This is a genomic window from Devosia sp. (assembly GCF_036406155.1).
Classification (GTDB): Bacteria; Pseudomonadota; Alphaproteobacteria; order Rhizobiales; family Devosiaceae; genus Devosia_A.
The window spans coordinates 20,240-37,161 of record NZ_DASWVV010000201.1 but is presented as its reverse complement, the minus strand read 5'-3'; the positions used below and the strand labels follow the sequence as shown (position 1 = coordinate 37,161).

The window sequence follows — 16,922 nt, the reverse complement described above, 5'->3', positions numbered from 1 at the left end:
CGCGGATTTCGAAGGTGCGGCGGCCGGGGTCCCAGCGCAAGGCATGGACGCCGCCGCGCGCCAGGTCGTCGGCGTCCACGATCGCAGGGGCCGCGCAGCCGACCGGCGCCCGCCGCCGCGTGACCACCAGGTCCACGGCCGCGCAGTCCTCGTAGAAGCCCGCCGGATCCCGGACAATGGCGGCGCGGAAGCCGCGCGGGCTTTCCACCAGGCAGCCGATGCTGTCGCAGCGCGCGGCACCCGCGGCGATGGGCTCGCCATAGGTCTCCTGCCAGACGTCGACGGCAAAACTGCCGGGCTTGCCCGTGGCCAGCCGCAGGCCGTCGGCGGCGCGGTAGGCGACGGCCTGCGTCGTGTCCGCCACCAGCATGTCGGGCGGGGTGTCGAGGGCGAAGGCCAGCACCGCCGGCAGCAGCAGCACCGGGCCGAGCAAGCGGTACCAATCGGTGAGGAAGGCGAACCACGCGAGGGCGGCGAGCCCGAGCAGCAGCGCCGTCGGCGTGAGAAGCGGGCTAGTGTCGATGCCCGCGCTCCATTGCGTGATGGAGGCCGCGAGATCGAGCATGCGGTCGATGGACCAGCCCATGGCCCAGAGTGGCATCTCATGCAGGCCGAACGGCATCAGCAGCACGGCGGTGGCGGCCGCCGGCATCATCACGAAGCTGACCAGCGGCAGCACGGCCAGGTTGCCGACGATGCCGAGCGGCGATGTCTGCTGGAAGTGGTAGATGGAGAACAGCAGGGTGGCGCCGCCGGCGATGAAGCTGGTGACGACGATGCCGGCGAGGTAGCGCCAGAGCACGGCGAAGAACCCCGCCTGCCTGCGCCGCTCGGTGCGCATCATCTCGTAGCCGCCCACCAGTGCCACGACGGCGGCGAAGGACAGCTGGAAGCTCGGCCGGAACACGCTCGCCGGGTCGCTCGCGATCACGATCAGCGCGGCGATGGCGACGTTGCGCATGGTCAGCGCCCGGCGTCCGAAGACGATGGCGCCGAACACGAGAATGATCATGATGGTGGAGCGCAGCGCCGCGACATTGCCGCCGGAGATGGAGAAATAGGCGAGCGCCGCGGCAATACCGCCAAGCGCGGCGAGCAACTTGACCGAGACCCGGCGCGACAGCGCCTGCGAGGCGGCGAGCAGGAGCCGCAGCACGAAATAGGCGCCGCCGGCGACGAGGGTCAGGTGCAGGCCGGAGATCGACAGCACGTGGGCGAGCCCCGCGGTCGCCATCACATCGCGGGCGGCATCCTCGACCGCGCTCTGATCACCGTTGATCACGGCGCGCGCGATGCCCGCCGCCGGCTGGGAGAGGTGCGCGTCGATACGGCCGGCGATCCCCTGGCGCAGCCAATCGATGAGGCGTGCTGGGCTCGCCCCGCCCTGCTCCACCACCTGCACCGGGCCGGTGGTATTGCCATAGGCGCCGATGCCGGAGAAATACGCATGGAACTGCGTATCGTGCCCGCCGGGATATACGGGACCGGGCACTTCGTAGAAGCGGATGGCCGCCCGGATGGTGTCGCCGGGGGCGAGATCGGGCCCGCCGTCGATGACGATGCGGGCGCGCCGAACCGGCACGGGGCGCGTATCGCCGACCGGCGTGATGGCGGAAACGACGACGCGCTTGCCGCTCTGGGTCTCGGACACGATGGCGTCGACATGCGCGGCAAACGTGCCATAGGCGGGACGCGCCAGCATCGGGGTGCCGAACAGCGCGCCGTGCACGCTAAGCAGCGAGAAGCCGGTCCAGAAGGCGGCGGCGAGAAGCACGGGACGATGGCCCCGCCCCGCGGCAACGGTGACCGCCATCACTGCGACGAGGACCAGCCCCACCGCAAGGAGCGCCAGGGGCCGGGGCGGCTCGCTCGCCTGCACGGCGACGACGAGCCCGCAGATGACGGCGAAGGGCAGCAACTGGAAGAGCCGGCGCTGCTCCAGTGCCGTGGCGACGCTCGCCGCCAGGCCCGGCCAGTGCCGTGACCTTTCGGGCAGGAACGGCAGGCCGCTGCCCGGACGAGGCAGCTGCGCGGGTACCGGCGCGCCGCCGGCGCGATCGACCCCGGCCGCATGGACCACGTCGCTCATCAAGGGAAGCCCCCAACCCTTGCGCTTGCAGGCCTGGATGCTTACACACGGGGCCGCAAAACACCAAACTTTCCGAAGGTTGCCGGGCGCCATGGCCAAGCAAGTCGTTACCCGTTTCGCCCCCTCCCCGACCGGCTACCTGCATATCGGCAGCGCCCGCACCGCCTTGTTCTGCTGGGCCTACGCCCGCCATCACGGCGGCAAGATGCTGCTGCGGATCGAAGACACGGACCGGGAACGCTCGACCGAGGCCGCCGTGCAGGCGATCTTCGACGGCCTGAGCTGGCTGGGGCTCACCTGGGACGACGAGCCGATCATGCAGTTCGGGCGGGCCGAGCGGCATGCCGAAATCGCACGCGAATTGCTGGCCCGGGGCCAGGCCTACTACTGCTACTGCTCGCCCGAAGAGCTGGCGCAGATGCGCGAAGAGGCGCGGACCGCGGGCCGGCCGCCGCGCTATGACGGCCGCTGGCGCGATCGCGACCCGGCGGAGGCGCCCGCCGGCGTCACCCCCGTCATCCGCATCAAGACCCCGAAAACGGGCGAGATCGTCGTCAACGACCACGTCCAGGGCAAGGTGGTGTTCAAGGCCGAGAACCTCGACGACTTCATCATCCTGCGCTCGGACGGGACGCCCACCTACATGCTGGCGGTCGTGGTGGACGACCACGACATGGAGGTGACCCACATCATCCGCGGCGACGACCACCTGACCAACGCGGCGCGGCAGATCGTCATCTACAACGGCATGGGCTGGGAGGTGCCGGAGATGGCGCACATCCCGCTGATCCACGGCCCCGACGGTGCCAAGCTCAGCAAGCGCCACGGAGCCCTGGGCGTCGGCGCCTACCGCCAGATGGGCTACCTGCCCGAGGCCATGATCAACTACCTCGCCCGACTCGGCTGGTCGCATGGCGACGCCGAGATCTTCTCGGTCGAGCAACTCGTCGAGTGGTTCAACCTTGAGGACCTCAACAAGGGCGCCGCCCGCTTCGACTTCACCAAGCTCGAAAGCATCAACGGCCACTATATCCGCGAGGCCAGGCCCGAGCGCCTGTACACGGTGATGGTGGATACGGCCCGTGAAACCGACCGACAGGCCGACGCGGCGGGGCTCGTGGCCAATCGCGACACCGTGCTTGCCGCCCTGCCCGAACTGCAGCCCCGCGCCAAGACCGTGCTCGAACTGATCGACCTGGCGCAGTTCATCTACGCCAAGCGGCCGCTGGCCATCGACGCCGCCGCTGCCGCCCATCTCGATGAAGGCAGCCGCGCCCACATCGCCGCCTTCGCCGAAGTGCTGCGCGGGCTCGCCGACTGGTCGGTGCCGGCGATCGACGCCGCCGCCCGCCTGTATGCGGAGCAACACGGGCTCAAGCTCGGCAAGGTGGCGCAGCCGCTGCGCGCCGCCCTCACCGGCCGGACCATCTCGCCCGGCATCTTCGAGGTCATGGTTCTGATCGGCCGCGAGGAGACGCTGGCCCGGCTCGGAGACCAGACGGAACGCCCGTGATTTAGTTCATTTGGATAGGTCAAGCCTGCTCACCCTTGTGTTGCAGATGAGGGGTAAATCGGATAGGGCAGTGCCACCGCGACCCACCGCACCACGGCCAGCCCGCCACCTGCGTCGGGCACTCCGCCGTCAAGGAGACCTATAATGTCCGAGACTGTCGCAACCCTGACCATCGGTGACAAAACCTACGAGTTCCCGGTCCTTTCGGGATCGGTCGGGCCCGATGTCATCGATATCCGATCGCTCTACGCCAAGACCGGCATGTTCACCTACGATCCGGGGTTCACCTCGACCGCAGCCTGCGACAGCTCCATCACCTATATCGACGGCGACCGCGGCGAATTGATGTATCGGGGCTACCCGATCGACCAGCTTGCCAAGAAGAGCCACTACCTCGAAGTCTGCTACCTGCTGCTGTACGGGGAATTGCCCACCCAGGCGCAGCTCGCCGATTTCGAGAGCCGCGTCACGCGCCACACCATGGTGCACGAGCAGCTGCACTTCTTCTTCCGCGGGTTCCGCCGGGACGCCCACCCGATGGCCGTGGTCTGCGGCGTCGTCGGCGCCATGGCCGCCTTCTACCACGACTCCATCGACATCGCCGATCCCCACCAGCGGGAAGTCGCCTCGATCCGCATGATCGCCAAGATCCCGACCATCGTGGCAATGTCGTACAAGTACTCGATCGGCCAGCCCTTCGTGTACCCGCAGAACGACCTCGACTACGCCAGCAACTTCCTGCACATGTGCTTCTCGGTGCCGGCGGAGCCCTACAAGGTCAACCCGGTCGTCGCCCGGGCGATGGACCTGATCTTCACCCTGCATGCCGACCACGAGCAGAACGCCTCGACCTCGACCGTCCGCCTGTCCGGCTCGTCCGACGCCAATCCCTTCGCCTGTATCGCCGCGGGCGTCGCCTGCCTGTGGGGCCCCGCGCATGGTGGCGCCAACGAGGCGGCGCTCAACATGCTGCGCCAGATCGGCACCGTCGACCGCATTCCCGAGTTCCTCGAGCGGGCCAAGGACAAGAACGACCCGTTCCGCCTGATGGGCTTCGGCCACCGCGTCTACAAGAACTACGACCCCCGCGCCACGGTCATGCAGGAAACCGCCAAGCAGGTGCTCGACCTGCTCGGCGTCGAAAACAACCCGACCCTGCAGGTGGCCCAGGAACTGGAAAAGATCGCGCTCTCCGACCCCTATTTCGTCGAGCGCAAGCTGTATCCGAACGTCGACTTCTATTCCGGCATCATCCTCGACGCGATCGGCTTCCCCACCTCGATGTTCACGGCGATCTTCGCGCTGTCGCGGACCGTCGGCTGGATCGCGCAGTGGAAGGAAATGATCGCCGACCCGCAGAAGAAGATCGGCCGGCCGCGCCAGCTCTACAACGGCGCCCCGGCGCGCGACTATACCGACATCGCCGAGCGCTGATCAGGCGCGGCATATGACAGCACCCGCTTGGCGGGATCGCACAGGGGCGCCTCGGGCGCCCCTCTTTCCATCAGCGCCCGGATGTCGCGGAAGCCGTCGAGCTGCGCGGCGCTGGCCGATGCGTCATCGAGCAACGCCCGCAGCCCGGCCTGCAGGCGCTCCGGCTCGGGAGCAAGAGACAACATCTCGGGGACGAGTTCGCGTCCGAGGATGGCGTTGGGCAGGGACGCGAAGCGCACCTTGTATTTGACCCAGCGCCTGGCCTGGCCCTTGTCGGCGACATAAGTCGTGACCATCGGCACCCCGGCGAGCGCCAGTTCGAGCGTGACCGTGCCGGTCACGGCGCAGGCCGCGACGGCGGCAGCGATGGCCGCCCGCTTGTCCGCTTCGGCAGAGACCACCTTCACCGGCACCGGCCAGCCGGCGACCTCGGCCTGCACGCGCGCCGCCAAGTGGCCCGGGGTGGGCAGCACGAAACCGGTGACGCGCGGATGCCGACCGAGGTGTTCGGCGACGCCCCTCATCATGGGCAAGTGGCGGCGCAACTCACCCTCGCGGCTCCCCGGCAGCAGCAGCAGCGGGCCAGTAGCCGGAACCTCCGGGCGGAAAGGCAGCGCTGCGAGCGCCGGGTGGCCGACATAGCGGCCCGGCGGGCCGCCGAGTTCGGCGAGCACCTGCGGCTCGAACGGCAGCACCGTGAGGATTTCGTCGAACAGCGGCCGAAGCCTGGCGGCGCGCTCCGGCTTCCAGGCCCAGACGGCCGGTGCCACATAGAGCAGCAGCGGCGTATGCACTCCGGCTGCCCGTACCTGGCGCGCGACCAGCGCCGAGAACACCTGCGCATCGACGAGGACGGCGATGTCCGGCCTGCCGGCGATGATGGCTCGCGCCACCTGTCGCGCACGCCAGAGCAGCAGCGGCAGGCGCGGCAAGACGTCGGCCCAGCCCATGACCGAGAGCTCCCGCATGGGGAACAGGGAGCGCAGTCCCCTCGCCGCCAGCGCCTCGCCGCCGACGCCGGAAAGCCTGAGGCTGCGGTGACGAGAGAGCCGGTCGACGAGATCCGCCGCCAGGCGATCGCCCGACGGCTCGCCGGCAAGGATGAACAGCCGCAGCGGATCAGGCATCGGGAACGGCCAGCCCCAGCAGCGTGATGCCCGCGGCATCGGCCGCCGCCAGCAGCGTCGATTTCTGGATGAGGATGGTGGCGCCGGCCTCGAGCGCGATGACGCCGATGCCGGCGCGGCGCGCGCCCGCAATGGTGACCGGCCCGATGGCGGGCAGATCGACATAACGCGGCTGCCCGGGCTTCGCACATTTGGCGAGGACGAGCGGGGACTGCCCGTCGGCGGCGAGGCCCAGCCGGCGAAAGCGGCGGACTCGCGCGAGCAGCGCGTCGGTGCCGGCGATGTCCTCGGCGGCGACGGCGCGGCGACCGGCGACGACCACGGCCTGGCCGAGATCGAGCGCCCCGGCGCTGTGCGCCAGCCGCAGCCCGTACGCGGCGGCGTCGGCCTGGGCCTGGCTGGGCGCCGGGCCGGCCAGGTGGCCTGACGGAGTGAGCAGTTCCGGGGCGATTTCGTGGACACCCATCGGCCGCGCCCCGGTGAGGCGGGCAAGATCGCTGGCGAGGCCAGACAAACCGGCATCGCCGACGGAGGCGGCGCCGCCCCGGTCCCCGCCGCGGAAGAAGCGCGCCAGGCGCTCACGCGCGATGTCGGAAATGCTGACGCCACCGGCCATGACGAAAGCGGTGGCATTGAAGCTGCGGATGGCGTCCACCGCCACGGCAGGATCGGCGAGGGTGAACGGCACCGGATCGAAGCGGCGCAGGTCGCGGCGCCGGCTCAAGGTCAGCAACCGCAGCACATGGCCCCGTTCGAGGGCGGCGGCAATCACCTCCGGGACGAGTGCTCCGGATCCGGCGATCAGCGCCAGCCTTTCGCCCATGCCTATTCTTCGCTCGCGCCGTTGCGCGGCAGGCAGAGCGGCCTGTCGCTGGCGGCGGCAACGAAGCTCACCACGTCCTGCACCAGCGGCTCGTTGCGGAACATGTTGGCCGCGTCCTCCACCCGCTCGCGCAGCGTGCCCTCGCTGGAAAAGATCATGCGGTAAGCGGTGCGCAGGCGGTGGATCGCGTCGCGGTCGAACTTGCGGCGCTTGAGCCCGACCAGGTTGAGCCCGGCGAGCCTGGCGCGGTTGCCCACGGCCATGCCGTAGGGAATGACGTCGGCATCGATCATGCTCTGGGCGCCGATGAAGGCGTGCGAACCGATGCGCACGAACTGGTGCACGGCGCACATGCCGCCGAAGGCGACGAAATCGCCGATGACGGAGTGCCCGGCGAGGCCGACATAGTTGGCGAGCACCACGTTGTTGCCGACCTTGCAGTCGTGCGCGACGTGCGAACTGGCCATGAGCAGGCAGTTGTCGCCGATGCGGGTTTCCATGCCGCCGCCGCGCGTGCCCGGGTTGATGGTGACGTTTTCGCGGATCACGCAACGCTCGCCGATGACCAGCCGGCTCGGCTCGCCTTCGTATTTGAGGTCCTGCGGCTGGTGGCCGATGGACGCGAACGGGAAAATGCGGGTGCCCTGCCCGATCTGCGTGCGGCCGGCCACCACGACATGCGACAACAACTCGACGCCGTCGCCGAGGACGACATCATCGCCGACCACCGAATAGGGGCCGATGCTCACGCCGGCGCCGATGCGCGCCTTCGGACTGACGACGGCAGTCGGATGTACCTCGACGTGGCCCACGGTCATTCCCCGGGGACGATCATGGCGCCGACCTCGGCCTCCGCGATGAGCTGGCCGTCCACCATGGCACGCGCCTCGTAGCGCCCGACGGTGCGGCGGCGGTGGATCTTGCGGATATGGAACTCGATGGTGTCCCCCGGCCCGGCCGGCTTGCGGAACTTGGCCTTGTCGATGGTCAGCATCAGCACGATGCTCTTGCTGCCGCCATTGGCGGAATCATGGGCAATGACGATCGCCCCGGCCGTCTGCGCCATCGCCTCGATGATGAGCACGCCGGGAAACACCGGCTTGCCCGGGAAATGCCCCTGGAAGATGGGCTCGTTGTAGGTGACGTTCTTGATGCCCACCGCCGACTCGTCGCGGTCGATCTTCACGATACGGTCGATCATCAGGAAGGGGTAGCGATGGGGCAGGCACTCGAGGATCTGGCCGATCTCGAGCGTCGTGAGCTGCCGCCCGTCCGCCTGTTGCGCAACCTTGTCCATCAACCCTTGTCCCCTTTACTCATGCGCCGCAGCATCGCTGCCTCGCGCCAGAAATCCCTGATGTCCTGAGCCGGCGCGCCGATCAGCTTCGAGTTGGCCGGCCAGCTCTTGGTCACCGCTGCGCGGCCGTGCACTACCGAGCCTTGCCCGATGGTCAGGTGCCCCGCCGTGCCGACCCCGCCTCCCATCAATACCCCGTCTTCGAGCACGGTCGAGCCCGACAGACCGGACTGGGCCGCGATCAGGCAGTAGCGACCGATATGGCAATTGTGGCCAATCTGAACGAGGTTGTCGATCTTCGTGCCTTCGCCGATGACGGTATCACCGAGCGCGCCCCGGTCGATGGTGGTGTTGGCGCCGATCTCCACGCCGTCCTGGACGATGACGCGGCCCAGTTGCGGGATCTTGCGGTTTGTGCGCCCCAAATCGAGCCAGCCGAAACCCTCGCTGCCGATGCGGGCACCCGCATGCACCACGACATTGCTGCCCAGATAGGCACAATCGATGCTGCAATTGCCGGCGATGATGCAATCGCGCCCGATCGCCACCCCTGCCCCGATCACCGTATTGGCGCCGATGACCGTGCCGCTGCCGATCTCCACCCCTGGCCCCAGGACGACGTTGGGCCCGATGGTGACGCCCGCTTCGACAAACGGCTCGGCGCCGCCCGCCTCCACGCCGCCGACCGCGCCGCGGGTCCCCCTCGGATAGAGCCGGTCGAGGAATGCAGCGAAGACCTCATGCGGCCGCTCCGCGATCACGGCGCGGGACGTCGCCGGCACGTGCTCGCTGAGATCGGCACTGACGACGACCACGCCGGCCATGGTGGCGCGCAGGTCCTCGATATAGGAGCGATGGGCGGCGAGCGAGACATGCTGGGGGCCGGCGACCGAGAGTTCCTCGGCACCGGATACCAGTTGCGCCCCGGCGCCGGCATCGTCGATGGGCGCGAGGGATGGCGGCAGGGCGCCGAGCAGCGCCTCCAGCGTCATCGGGCCGGAGCAGAGATGGAAGCGAATATCGACCATGGCAGTCTTCAGGAACAACGAAGCCGCGGTGCAACCGCACCGCGGCTTCGGATTTCTCTCATGCCGGAACGACTAGAGCAAGCGCTCCACCACCTTAGAGCAGGTTCTGGATGGTGAGCTGGAAGATCTGCGTCTTGTCGTCGGTCGACTTGCTGAGGACGTAGCCGAAATCCCCGCGCAGCGGCCCGAACGGGCTGTCCCAGATGAGCGACGCGCCCACCGAGGACTTGAAGGGCTGGTCGACGCTGCCCGCATCGACCGTGCGCCCAACCGGCACGTCGGCATTGCCATCGATCCAGCCGGCGTCGGCCCAGATCGCGCCGGTGAGGCCGTACGATTCCGGCAGCACCGGGATCGGGAACTCGATCTCCGCCGAGGCCGCCGCATACATCGTGGTGCCGAGCATTTCCCCGGTGTCGAGCCGCGGGCCGAACTGCCGCGCCTGGAAGCCGCGGACCAGCGACGGGCCGTGGTGGAAGGCCTCGAGCGAGGAGACCGCACTACCATCGAGCGTGTTGATGATGCCGGCCTGGCCGCGCAAGCTGCCGATGATACCCGCATCCTCGACCAGCGGCATGAAGTAGCGCGCCTTGGCCTCGGTCTTCACGTAGTTGTAGTCCCAGCCGACATATTGCTGCGTCAGGGTGGCGAACAGGCCCTCGGTCGGGTTCTTGGTGTCGTCGAGCCCGTTATAGGTCAGCGTATAGCCCACCCAAGCCTTGTTCCGCACGTCTCCGTCATCCACGAACGAGGAGAACGGAGCGTCGACGTCGGCGAAGGTCTTGGTCTCGAGGCCGGTGAACAGCGTCGTGGTCACGTCCCGCGTGATCGGCAGGCCGAAGCGGATCTGGCCGCCGGTCGCCGTCGAGCCGTAGAAGTTGGTCGAGCTCTCGTTGGTGATCCGGTGATAGAAATCGAAGCCGGACGAGACCTTGAGACCCATGAAGCGCGGCTCGGTGAACGAGAAGTCGAAGCTCGTGCCGTTGCCGGAGGCGCCCAGCGCCGCCCGCACATACTGCCCGCGGCCCAGGAAGTTGCGCTCGGTGATCGAGATTTCGCCGAGAATGCCGTCCTGCGAGGAATAGCCGGCCGTGGCGCCGTAGTCGCCGGAGGAGCCTTCGGTCACCGCGATGTTGATGACGACCTTGTCGGCCGAACTGCCCGGCTCCATGCTGACGTCGACGCGATCGAAGAAGCCGAGCTTCTCGATGGCGAGCTTGCCGCGCTGCACGAGCGAGCGGTTGAACGGGTCGCCTTCGGCGAACCCGAGTTCGCGCCGGATGACGAAGTCGCGGGTCTTGTTGTTGCCGGTGATGTTGACGCGCTCGACATAGACGCGCGGCCCCTCGTCGACGAGGTACGTCACCTGGAAGGTGTTGGTGGCGGGGTCCCGCGTCAGGCGGGGGCGCACGTCGGCGAAGGCATAGCCCTGCGAGGTCGCCTCGAATGCCATGTCGGACTGCGACTTCTCAAGGTCGGCGAGCGAATAGCGCGCGCCCTGGCGGGTGCGGATGGTGCTCGTCAGGGCGTCGGTGTTGAGGCCCGCGATGCTGGTCTCCACGCCGATGGCGCCGAACTCGTAGCGCTCCCCCTCGGAGATGGTGAAGTTGATGAAGTAGCCATTCCGGCTGGCGTCGTACTCGGCCACCGCCGAGGTGACGACGGCGTCGGGGAAGCCGCGATTGGCGTAATAGATGCGGATCAGCTCGCGATCGACGCTGAGCTTGTCCTCGGTGTAGGTGTCGTCGCGGAACAGCCAGCTCAGCAGGTGCGTCTCGCGCGTGAGGATGACGCCCTTCAGCGTTCCCGCATTGAAGGCGTTGTTGCCGGTGAAGTTGATCGCAACGATACCGGCGCGCTGGTTCTCCTCGATGACGAAGGTGACGCGGACGCGGCCGCCCTCGGTCGCCTCCTTGCGCACCGTGACGCGCACGTTGGTGTAGCCCTTGCTCACATAGGCGAGGCGGATGCTCTCGGCGTCGGCGGCGAGCCGGGCGTCGTTGACCGTGCCCCGCTCCGCGACGTCGACCATGGCAAGCAGCTCGGCGTCAGAGAAGCCGCTGTTGCCCTCGAACAGGACCGACGCGACGAGCGCGTCGCGCGCCTGGGCCTGCGCCTGGGCGGCCCCCAGCAGCGGCCCGCCGGCGCCGACGAGGGGCGCTGCAGCCAACATAGCCAGCGCCAGAAATGCACCGCGCATCAGCTTCCTGGGGTGAATCATATTGTTATTGCCTCATGCGACCCATGTCTGGGAATCACCGTGACGGCTCTCCCCAGCTAACTCCATTGAATGCTTTTACTGTTTTTTTAACCAGAGACAAGCTGCGACCGGGGCCGCGGTTACCAAAAGATTGGCACGTGTGCATTCCTGCAACACCCCGAAAACCAAGGTTAGTCAACGGTTAAGAGAGCCTGCGCAGGACGTCCAGTATCGTGTCGTTCACCAGGGTGAACGCCATCAAGGTGAAGATCAGGGCCAGCCCGAATCGAAACCCGATTTCCTGGACGCGCTGGCTGAGCGGCCGGCCGCGAACGGCCTCGGCAACATAATACGCCAGATGCCCGCCGTCGAGCATGGGAATGGGCAACAGGTTGAACAGGCCGATATTGAGCGACAGCAGGGCCATGAAGTTGAGCAGCGGGACGATCCCGAGCGTCGCCACCTCCCCCGACACCCGGGCCACGCGCACCGGCCCGCCCAGTTGCTCCACGTCGCCGCGGCCGACGAAGAAATCGCCCAGGAACGCGGCCGTCCGGTCGACGATGAAACGCATTTCCTCGAAGGTCATGCCCACCGCCTCCACCGGGCCCGGCCGGTACAGCGTGATATCCTCGGCGCCGACGTCGCGGGTGACGCCGATGCGGCCGATACGATGGACATTGCCGAAGCGGTCCTCGATGCTCGACGCCTCCGGGACCACGACGATGGTCCTGGCGCTGTTGCTGCGTTCGACGACGATGGTGACCGGCCGCTCCGGGCTGGTCGCCACGAGCCGCTGGAAATCCTCGAACCCGTGCACCTCGAAGCCGTCGACGGAGAGCACCCTGTCGCCGCCCTCCAGCCCGGCGGCAGCCGCGACGCTGCCGGGCAGCACCTCCCCGATCACCGGCGTGATGGTGTAGCGGCCATAGCCGAGCAGCAGCGCGTAGAGGACGAAGAAGGTGAGGATGACGTTGGCCACCGGCCCCGCCAGCACCACCTGCATCCGCTGCCAGACGCTCTTGTTGACGAACAGCCGGGGCCGCAGCTCAGGGTCGGCATTGGCGATGACGGCATCGTCCGGAACACTGGCCGGGTTCATGTCTCCGACGAAGCGCACGTAGCCGCCGAGCGGGATCATCGAAAGGCGCCAGCGGGTGCCGTGCCGGTCGGTGCGCCCCCAGATCTCCTTGCCGAAGCCGAGCGAGAAGGTCTGGATCGCCACGCCGTTCCACCGCGCCACGAGATAGTGCCCCATCTCGTGGACGAAGACGATGACGCTGAGCACGACCAGGAAGGCCGGCAGCGCAAAGACCATCTGCCAAGGTAGAGCCGACAGTTGCTTACTCCCAGAGTGAAGGCCGCATGCGGCCCGCCTGCCGGATCACCAGTGCATGAGCCCGGACGCGATCGCGCCGTAGCCCGCGTGGCCGAGGCCCACGGCAAACGCCAGCAGTGACGTAAAGGTAAGGCTGTCGAGGCGATCCATCAACCCGCCGTGGCCCGGAATAATGTCGCCGCTGTCCTTGATGCGGAAGCGGCGCTTGACGGCGCTTTCGGCGAGGTCGCCGGCCTGGGCGACGATGCTGATGCCGGCGGCGAGCCCGAGCCCGATCCACCACGGCGAGGTGGTGGTGAACAGCCAGTAGACCAGCCCCCCGAGGGTGCCGATGGCAAGGCCGCCGATGGCACCCGACCAGGTCTTGCCCGGCGAAATGCCGGGAGCGAGCTTTTCGCCGCCGACCTGCCGGCCGGTGAAGAAGGCGCCCGTGTCGGTCAGCCACACAACGATGCCGAGGAACAGCGCGGCGAGGAACCCGTCCCACCCGGTGCCCCGGATGAACAGGAGCGCCAGGGCCACCGCGCCGAAGAACAGCACGCCGGCGACCCGCCACAGCGCGGCCTCACGATCGAACGCGGCGATCACCGCGGCGAGCGCCAGCAGGGCCAGCGTGGCGAGCGGCCCCAGGAACGGATAGGCGAAGGTGGCGGCGCCGACGAGACCGACCAGCACGCCGCCGGCGGGCGTCAGGGGCTTGAGCGTCACCATCCGCTCCCATTCCCTGTAGCAGCCGGCAAAGGCGATTCCGACAAGCGCGGCAAACACGTAGCCGCCCAGATAGAGGCCGAGCACGGTCACGACGATGAGCACCACGCCGGAAGCGACGCGCGGGCCGAGGTCGGTCCAGGACCGCCTGGCCCACGGATCGAACTTGGGTCGCGGCGCCTGAGGACTGGTCACCGCCTGGCCACCTCGACACCGCCGAAGCGCCGCTCGCGCAGCGCATATTCGTCGAGCACGCGCAGGAAGGTTTCCTCGTCGAAATCCGGCCAGTTCTCGTCGACGAAGACGAGTTCCGAATAGGCTCCCTGCCAGAGCAGAAAGTTGGAGACGCGCTGCTCGCCGCTGGTGCGGATGATGACGTCCGGATCGGGAATGCCGCACGTATAGAGGGCGCGCTCGATCGTGCCTTCGGTGATGTCGGCGGGGCGCAGGCGCCCGGCCGCCACCTCCCCGGCAATGTGGCGCACCGCTTCGGTGATTTCCGCCTTGCCGCCGTAGTTGAAGGCAACGTGCAGGTTGAGGCCGGTATTGTGCGCGGTCTTGGCCTCGACGTCGTCGATCAGGCGCCGCAGCGAGTCTTCAAGACCCTGGCGCGAGCCGATGATGCGCACGCGCACGTTGTGTGCGATCAGCTTTTGCAGGTCGGATGCAACAAACCGCCGCAGAAGGCTGAATATGAAATTTATTTCATCTTTCGGGCGCGTCCAGTTCTCGGACGAGAAACTGAACACGGTGAGGTGCGCAACGCCGTAGCGGATGCACAACTCGACCATGCGCCGCAGCGCGTTGACGCCCTCGATGTGGCCCTCGGTGCGCGGCTTGCCGCGGGCCTGGGCCCATCGCCCGTTGCCGTCCATGATGACCCCGACATGCGCCGGAATCCTGGGATCCAGCTGCGGCTCGGGCTGACGGACTATGGCAGGGTCGCTGGGCATGTAGCCCTCCCGGGCACGTGCAGGCTAACTCAGACCTGCATGATTTCCTGTTCCTTGACGGCCAGGATCCCGTCGATCTCGGCCACCGCCGCGTCTGTCGCGGCCTGCACCAGCTCGCCCGACTTGCGGCTCTCGTCCTGGCTGATGTCGCCGTCCTTCTCGAGCTTCTTGAGCAGGTCCATGCCGTCGCGGCGGATGTGGCGCACCGCCACCCGCGCCTGTTCGGCGTAATTGTGCGCGACCTTGGTCAACTCGCGGCGGCGTTCCTCGTTCAACTCGGGCAGCGGCACCCGGATGACGACGCCCTCGGCGGCCGGGTTGAGCCCGAGCCCGCTGTTGCGGATGGCCTTCTCGACAGCAGAAGCGAGGCCGCGGTCCCAGACCTGTACGCTGAGCATGCGCGCCTCCGGCACCGTGACCGTGGCAACCTGGTTGAGCGGCATCTTGGTGCCGTAGGCTTCCACAGTCACCGGCTCCAGCAGGCTGGCGCTGGCACGGCCGGTCCGCAGCCCTGCAAGTTCGTCTTTCAGGGACGCGATCGACTTCTGCATGCGCGTCTTCAGCGCTTCGAGCGAAAACGTTTCTGCCATGGCAAACTCCTCAATAGCCTCCGCGCCTTAACCGACGCGCGTACTCCTCGTGCGACCCGCGAGCACGCCCATCAGGCCTTCGTCGTCATCCAGGGCGTAGACAATTATGGGCAAGCCGTTGTCGCGGGCAAGGGCGAAGGCCGCGGTGTCCATGACCTTGAGGTCGCGCGCAATGACTTCCTCGTGGCTGATGGTCTCGAAACGCTGCGCCCTCGGGTTCTTCTTGGGATCTTCGGAATAGACGCCGTCCACCTTGGTGCCCTTGAGGAGCACGTCGCAGCGCAACTCGATGGCCTTGAGTGCAGCGGCGGTGTCGGTCGTGAAGAACGGGCTGCCGGTGCCGCCGGCGCAAACCACGACGTAACCCTCGTTGAGGGCGGCGGAAGCATCGCGCGCCGTGAACGTGTCGGCGACCGTCGGCATCGGCACGTTGGTGTAGACTTTCACCGGCACGCCCGCCTGCTCGATGGCATCGCCGAGCGCCAGCGAGTTGATGACGGTTCCCAGCATGCCCATGACGTCGCCGGTGACCCGGTCGGCGCCCTTGGCCGCTACCGCCATGCCGCGAAAGATGTTGCCGGCGCCGATCACCACCGCGATCTGCAACCCGCTCTTGGCGGCGACCGCGATCTGATCCGCCATGGCCTTGAGGAACTGGGGCTCGATCCCGAACGACTGATCGCCCGCGAGCACTTCCCCCGAGACTTTGAGCAGGATCCGCTTGTAGGCAGGCTTGGGCATGTCGACCCCTTGAGACGTCTGGCGGAGCCGAATCCCCGGGCGCCGGCGCGAGGTTAGTCCATTTCCGAGCGGGGTGGATACCACCCCGCCCGGGGAAAAGTGCGGCGCCGGAGCCTAGTTCGTGCCGGCAGTCGCGGCCACTTCGGCGGCGAAGTCGGTTTCTTCCCTGGCAATGCCCTCGCCGAGCGCATAGCGCACGAAGCCGGTGACCTTGATCGGGGCGCCGGCGTCCTTCTCGGCCCGCTTGACCACGTCGGCGACCTTGCTTTCGCCGTCGATGACGAAGGTCTGCGCCAGCAGGGTCACTTCCTCGTAGAACTTGCGCACCCGGCCATCGACCATCTTCTCGATGATCTCGGCCGGCTTGCCGGTCTCCCTGGCCTGCTCGGCGAAGATCGCCCGCTCGCGCGCCACGACCTCCGGGTCGATGTCCTCGGGGGACACCGACAGCGGGTTGGTGTTGGCGATGTGCATCGCAAGCTGCTTGCCCAGGGCGGCAAGCACGGCCTTGTCGCCGCTCGACTCGAGGCCGACGAGGATGCCAAGCTTGCCGAGGCCGGGCTTCACGGCGTTATGGACATAACTGCCCACGACACCGTCCTTGACCGCCACCAGCGTCGAGCGGCGCAGGTTCATGTTCTCGCCGATCTTGGCAATGGCATCGGTAAGCTCGGCCGAAACCGAGCGGCCCGAACCCGGATAGGGCATCTCCGACAGCACGTGCAGGTCGCCGCCGGCCTCGAGGGCAAGCCGCGCGATGTTGCCGACGATCCCCTGGAACTGCTCGTTGCGCGCGACGAAGTCGGTCTCGGAGTTGACTTCGACGATGGCGCCGCGGTTGCCCTCGACAAGGATGCCGACAAGCCCCTCGGCGGCCACGCGGCCGGCCTTCTTCGCGGCCTTGGCAAGGCCGCGCGTCCGCAGCCAGTCGATTGCCGCCTCCATGTCGCCGTTGGTCTCGGCGAGCGCCTTCTTGCAATCCATCATGCCGACGCCGGTCGCTTCGCGGAGTTCCTTCACCTGCTGGGCCGTGACTGCCATTTGGGTATCACCTCATCTGCGGTCCCGATCCGGGAACGC

15 protein-coding genes are annotated in these 16,922 nt (G+C 67.8%); 2 read left to right on the top strand and 13 right to left on the bottom strand.

The genetic code is table 11. The features are described 5' to 3' along the window. Positions 1-2,089: ComEC/Rec2 family competence protein (locus VGD93_RS13765; RefSeq protein WP_395012730.1), on the bottom strand; the 2,089-nt coding region annotated here is incomplete at its 3' end. 91 nt (positions 2,090-2,180) lie between these two features. Here VGD93_RS13765 and gltX point away from each other — a divergent pair. Both gltX and gltA read left to right on the top strand, forming a co-directional pair. Continuing rightward, on the top strand, positions 2,181-3,602 hold the full coding sequence (gene gltX / locus VGD93_RS13760; RefSeq protein WP_395012729.1) for a glutamate--tRNA ligase: 1,422 nt from the start codon (positions 2,181-2,183) through the stop codon (positions 3,600-3,602). A gap of 144 nt (positions 3,603-3,746) precedes the next feature. Then, a complete protein-coding gene (gltA, locus tag VGD93_RS13755; protein WP_395012728.1) occupies positions 3,747-5,036 on the top strand; it encodes a citrate synthase in 1,290 nt (429 codons plus the stop codon). Here gltA and VGD93_RS13750 read toward each other — a convergent pair. The 12 genes from VGD93_RS13750 to tsf all read right to left on the bottom strand — a co-directional run bounded on the left by VGD93_RS13750 (position 5,012) and on the right by tsf (position 16,883). After that, positions 5,012-6,163 (bottom strand): lipid-A-disaccharide synthase, encoded by a 1,152-nt coding sequence (locus VGD93_RS13750; RefSeq protein WP_395012727.1) that lies wholly within the window; start codon positions 6,161-6,163, stop codon positions 5,012-5,014. The genes gltA and VGD93_RS13750 overlap by 25 nt on opposite strands. After that, positions 6,156-6,986: a UDP-2,3-diacylglucosamine diphosphatase LpxI domain-containing protein gene (lpxI, locus tag VGD93_RS13745; protein ID WP_395012726.1), complete on the bottom strand. Its 831-nt coding sequence runs from the start codon at positions 6,984-6,986 to the stop codon at positions 6,156-6,158. The genes VGD93_RS13750 and lpxI overlap by 8 nt, the downstream gene beginning before the upstream one ends. A 2-nt stretch (positions 6,987-6,988) precedes the next feature. Continuing rightward, positions 6,989-7,804 (bottom strand): acyl-ACP--UDP-N-acetylglucosamine O-acyltransferase, encoded by an 816-nt coding sequence (lpxA, locus tag VGD93_RS13740; RefSeq protein ID WP_395012725.1) that lies wholly within the window; start codon positions 7,802-7,804, stop codon positions 6,989-6,991. Next, a complete protein-coding gene (fabZ, locus tag VGD93_RS13735) occupies positions 7,801-8,283 on the bottom strand; it encodes a 3-hydroxyacyl-ACP dehydratase FabZ (protein ID WP_395012724.1) in 483 nt (160 codons plus the stop codon). Before fabZ ends, lpxA begins: the two co-directional genes overlap by 4 nt. Next, positions 8,283-9,311 carry a UDP-3-O-(3-hydroxymyristoyl)glucosamine N-acyltransferase gene (lpxD, locus tag VGD93_RS13730; protein ID WP_395012723.1) on the bottom strand — a complete coding sequence of 343 codons (1,029 nt, stop codon included), beginning with the start codon at positions 9,309-9,311 and terminating at the stop codon, positions 8,283-8,285. Before lpxD ends, fabZ begins: the two co-directional genes overlap by 1 nt. A 94-nt stretch (positions 9,312-9,405) precedes the next feature. Then, a complete protein-coding gene (bamA, locus tag VGD93_RS13725; protein WP_395012722.1) occupies positions 9,406-11,511 on the bottom strand; it encodes an outer membrane protein assembly factor BamA in 2,106 nt (701 codons plus the stop codon). A gap of 202 nt (positions 11,512-11,713) precedes the next feature. Next, on the bottom strand, positions 11,714-12,829 hold the full coding sequence (rseP, locus tag VGD93_RS13720) for an RIP metalloprotease RseP (RefSeq protein ID WP_395012721.1): 1,116 nt from the start codon (positions 12,827-12,829) through the stop codon (positions 11,714-11,716). Between the two features lie 66 nt (positions 12,830-12,895). Beyond that, complete coding sequence (locus VGD93_RS13715; protein WP_395012720.1) at positions 12,896-13,753, bottom strand: phosphatidate cytidylyltransferase; 858 nt, start codon at positions 13,751-13,753, stop codon at positions 12,896-12,898. Further along, entirely contained in the window at positions 13,750-14,511 is a 762-nt protein-coding gene (locus VGD93_RS13710) for an isoprenyl transferase (protein ID WP_395012719.1), read from the bottom strand. Before VGD93_RS13710 ends, VGD93_RS13715 begins: the two co-directional genes overlap by 4 nt. Positions 14,512-14,540: 29 nt before the next feature. After that, positions 14,541-15,101, bottom strand: a complete 561-nt coding sequence (gene frr / locus VGD93_RS13705; protein ID WP_395012718.1) for a ribosome recycling factor — start codon at positions 15,099-15,101, stop codon at positions 14,541-14,543. Positions 15,102-15,128: 27 nt separating this feature from the next. After that, complete coding sequence (pyrH, locus tag VGD93_RS13700; protein ID WP_395012717.1) at positions 15,129-15,842, bottom strand: UMP kinase; 714 nt, start codon at positions 15,840-15,842, stop codon at positions 15,129-15,131. 114 nt (positions 15,843-15,956) lie between these two features. Further along, positions 15,957-16,883: a translation elongation factor Ts gene (tsf, locus tag VGD93_RS13695; RefSeq protein ID WP_395012716.1), complete on the bottom strand. Its 927-nt coding sequence runs from the start codon at positions 16,881-16,883 to the stop codon at positions 15,957-15,959. Positions 16,884-16,922: the final 39 nt, after the last annotated feature.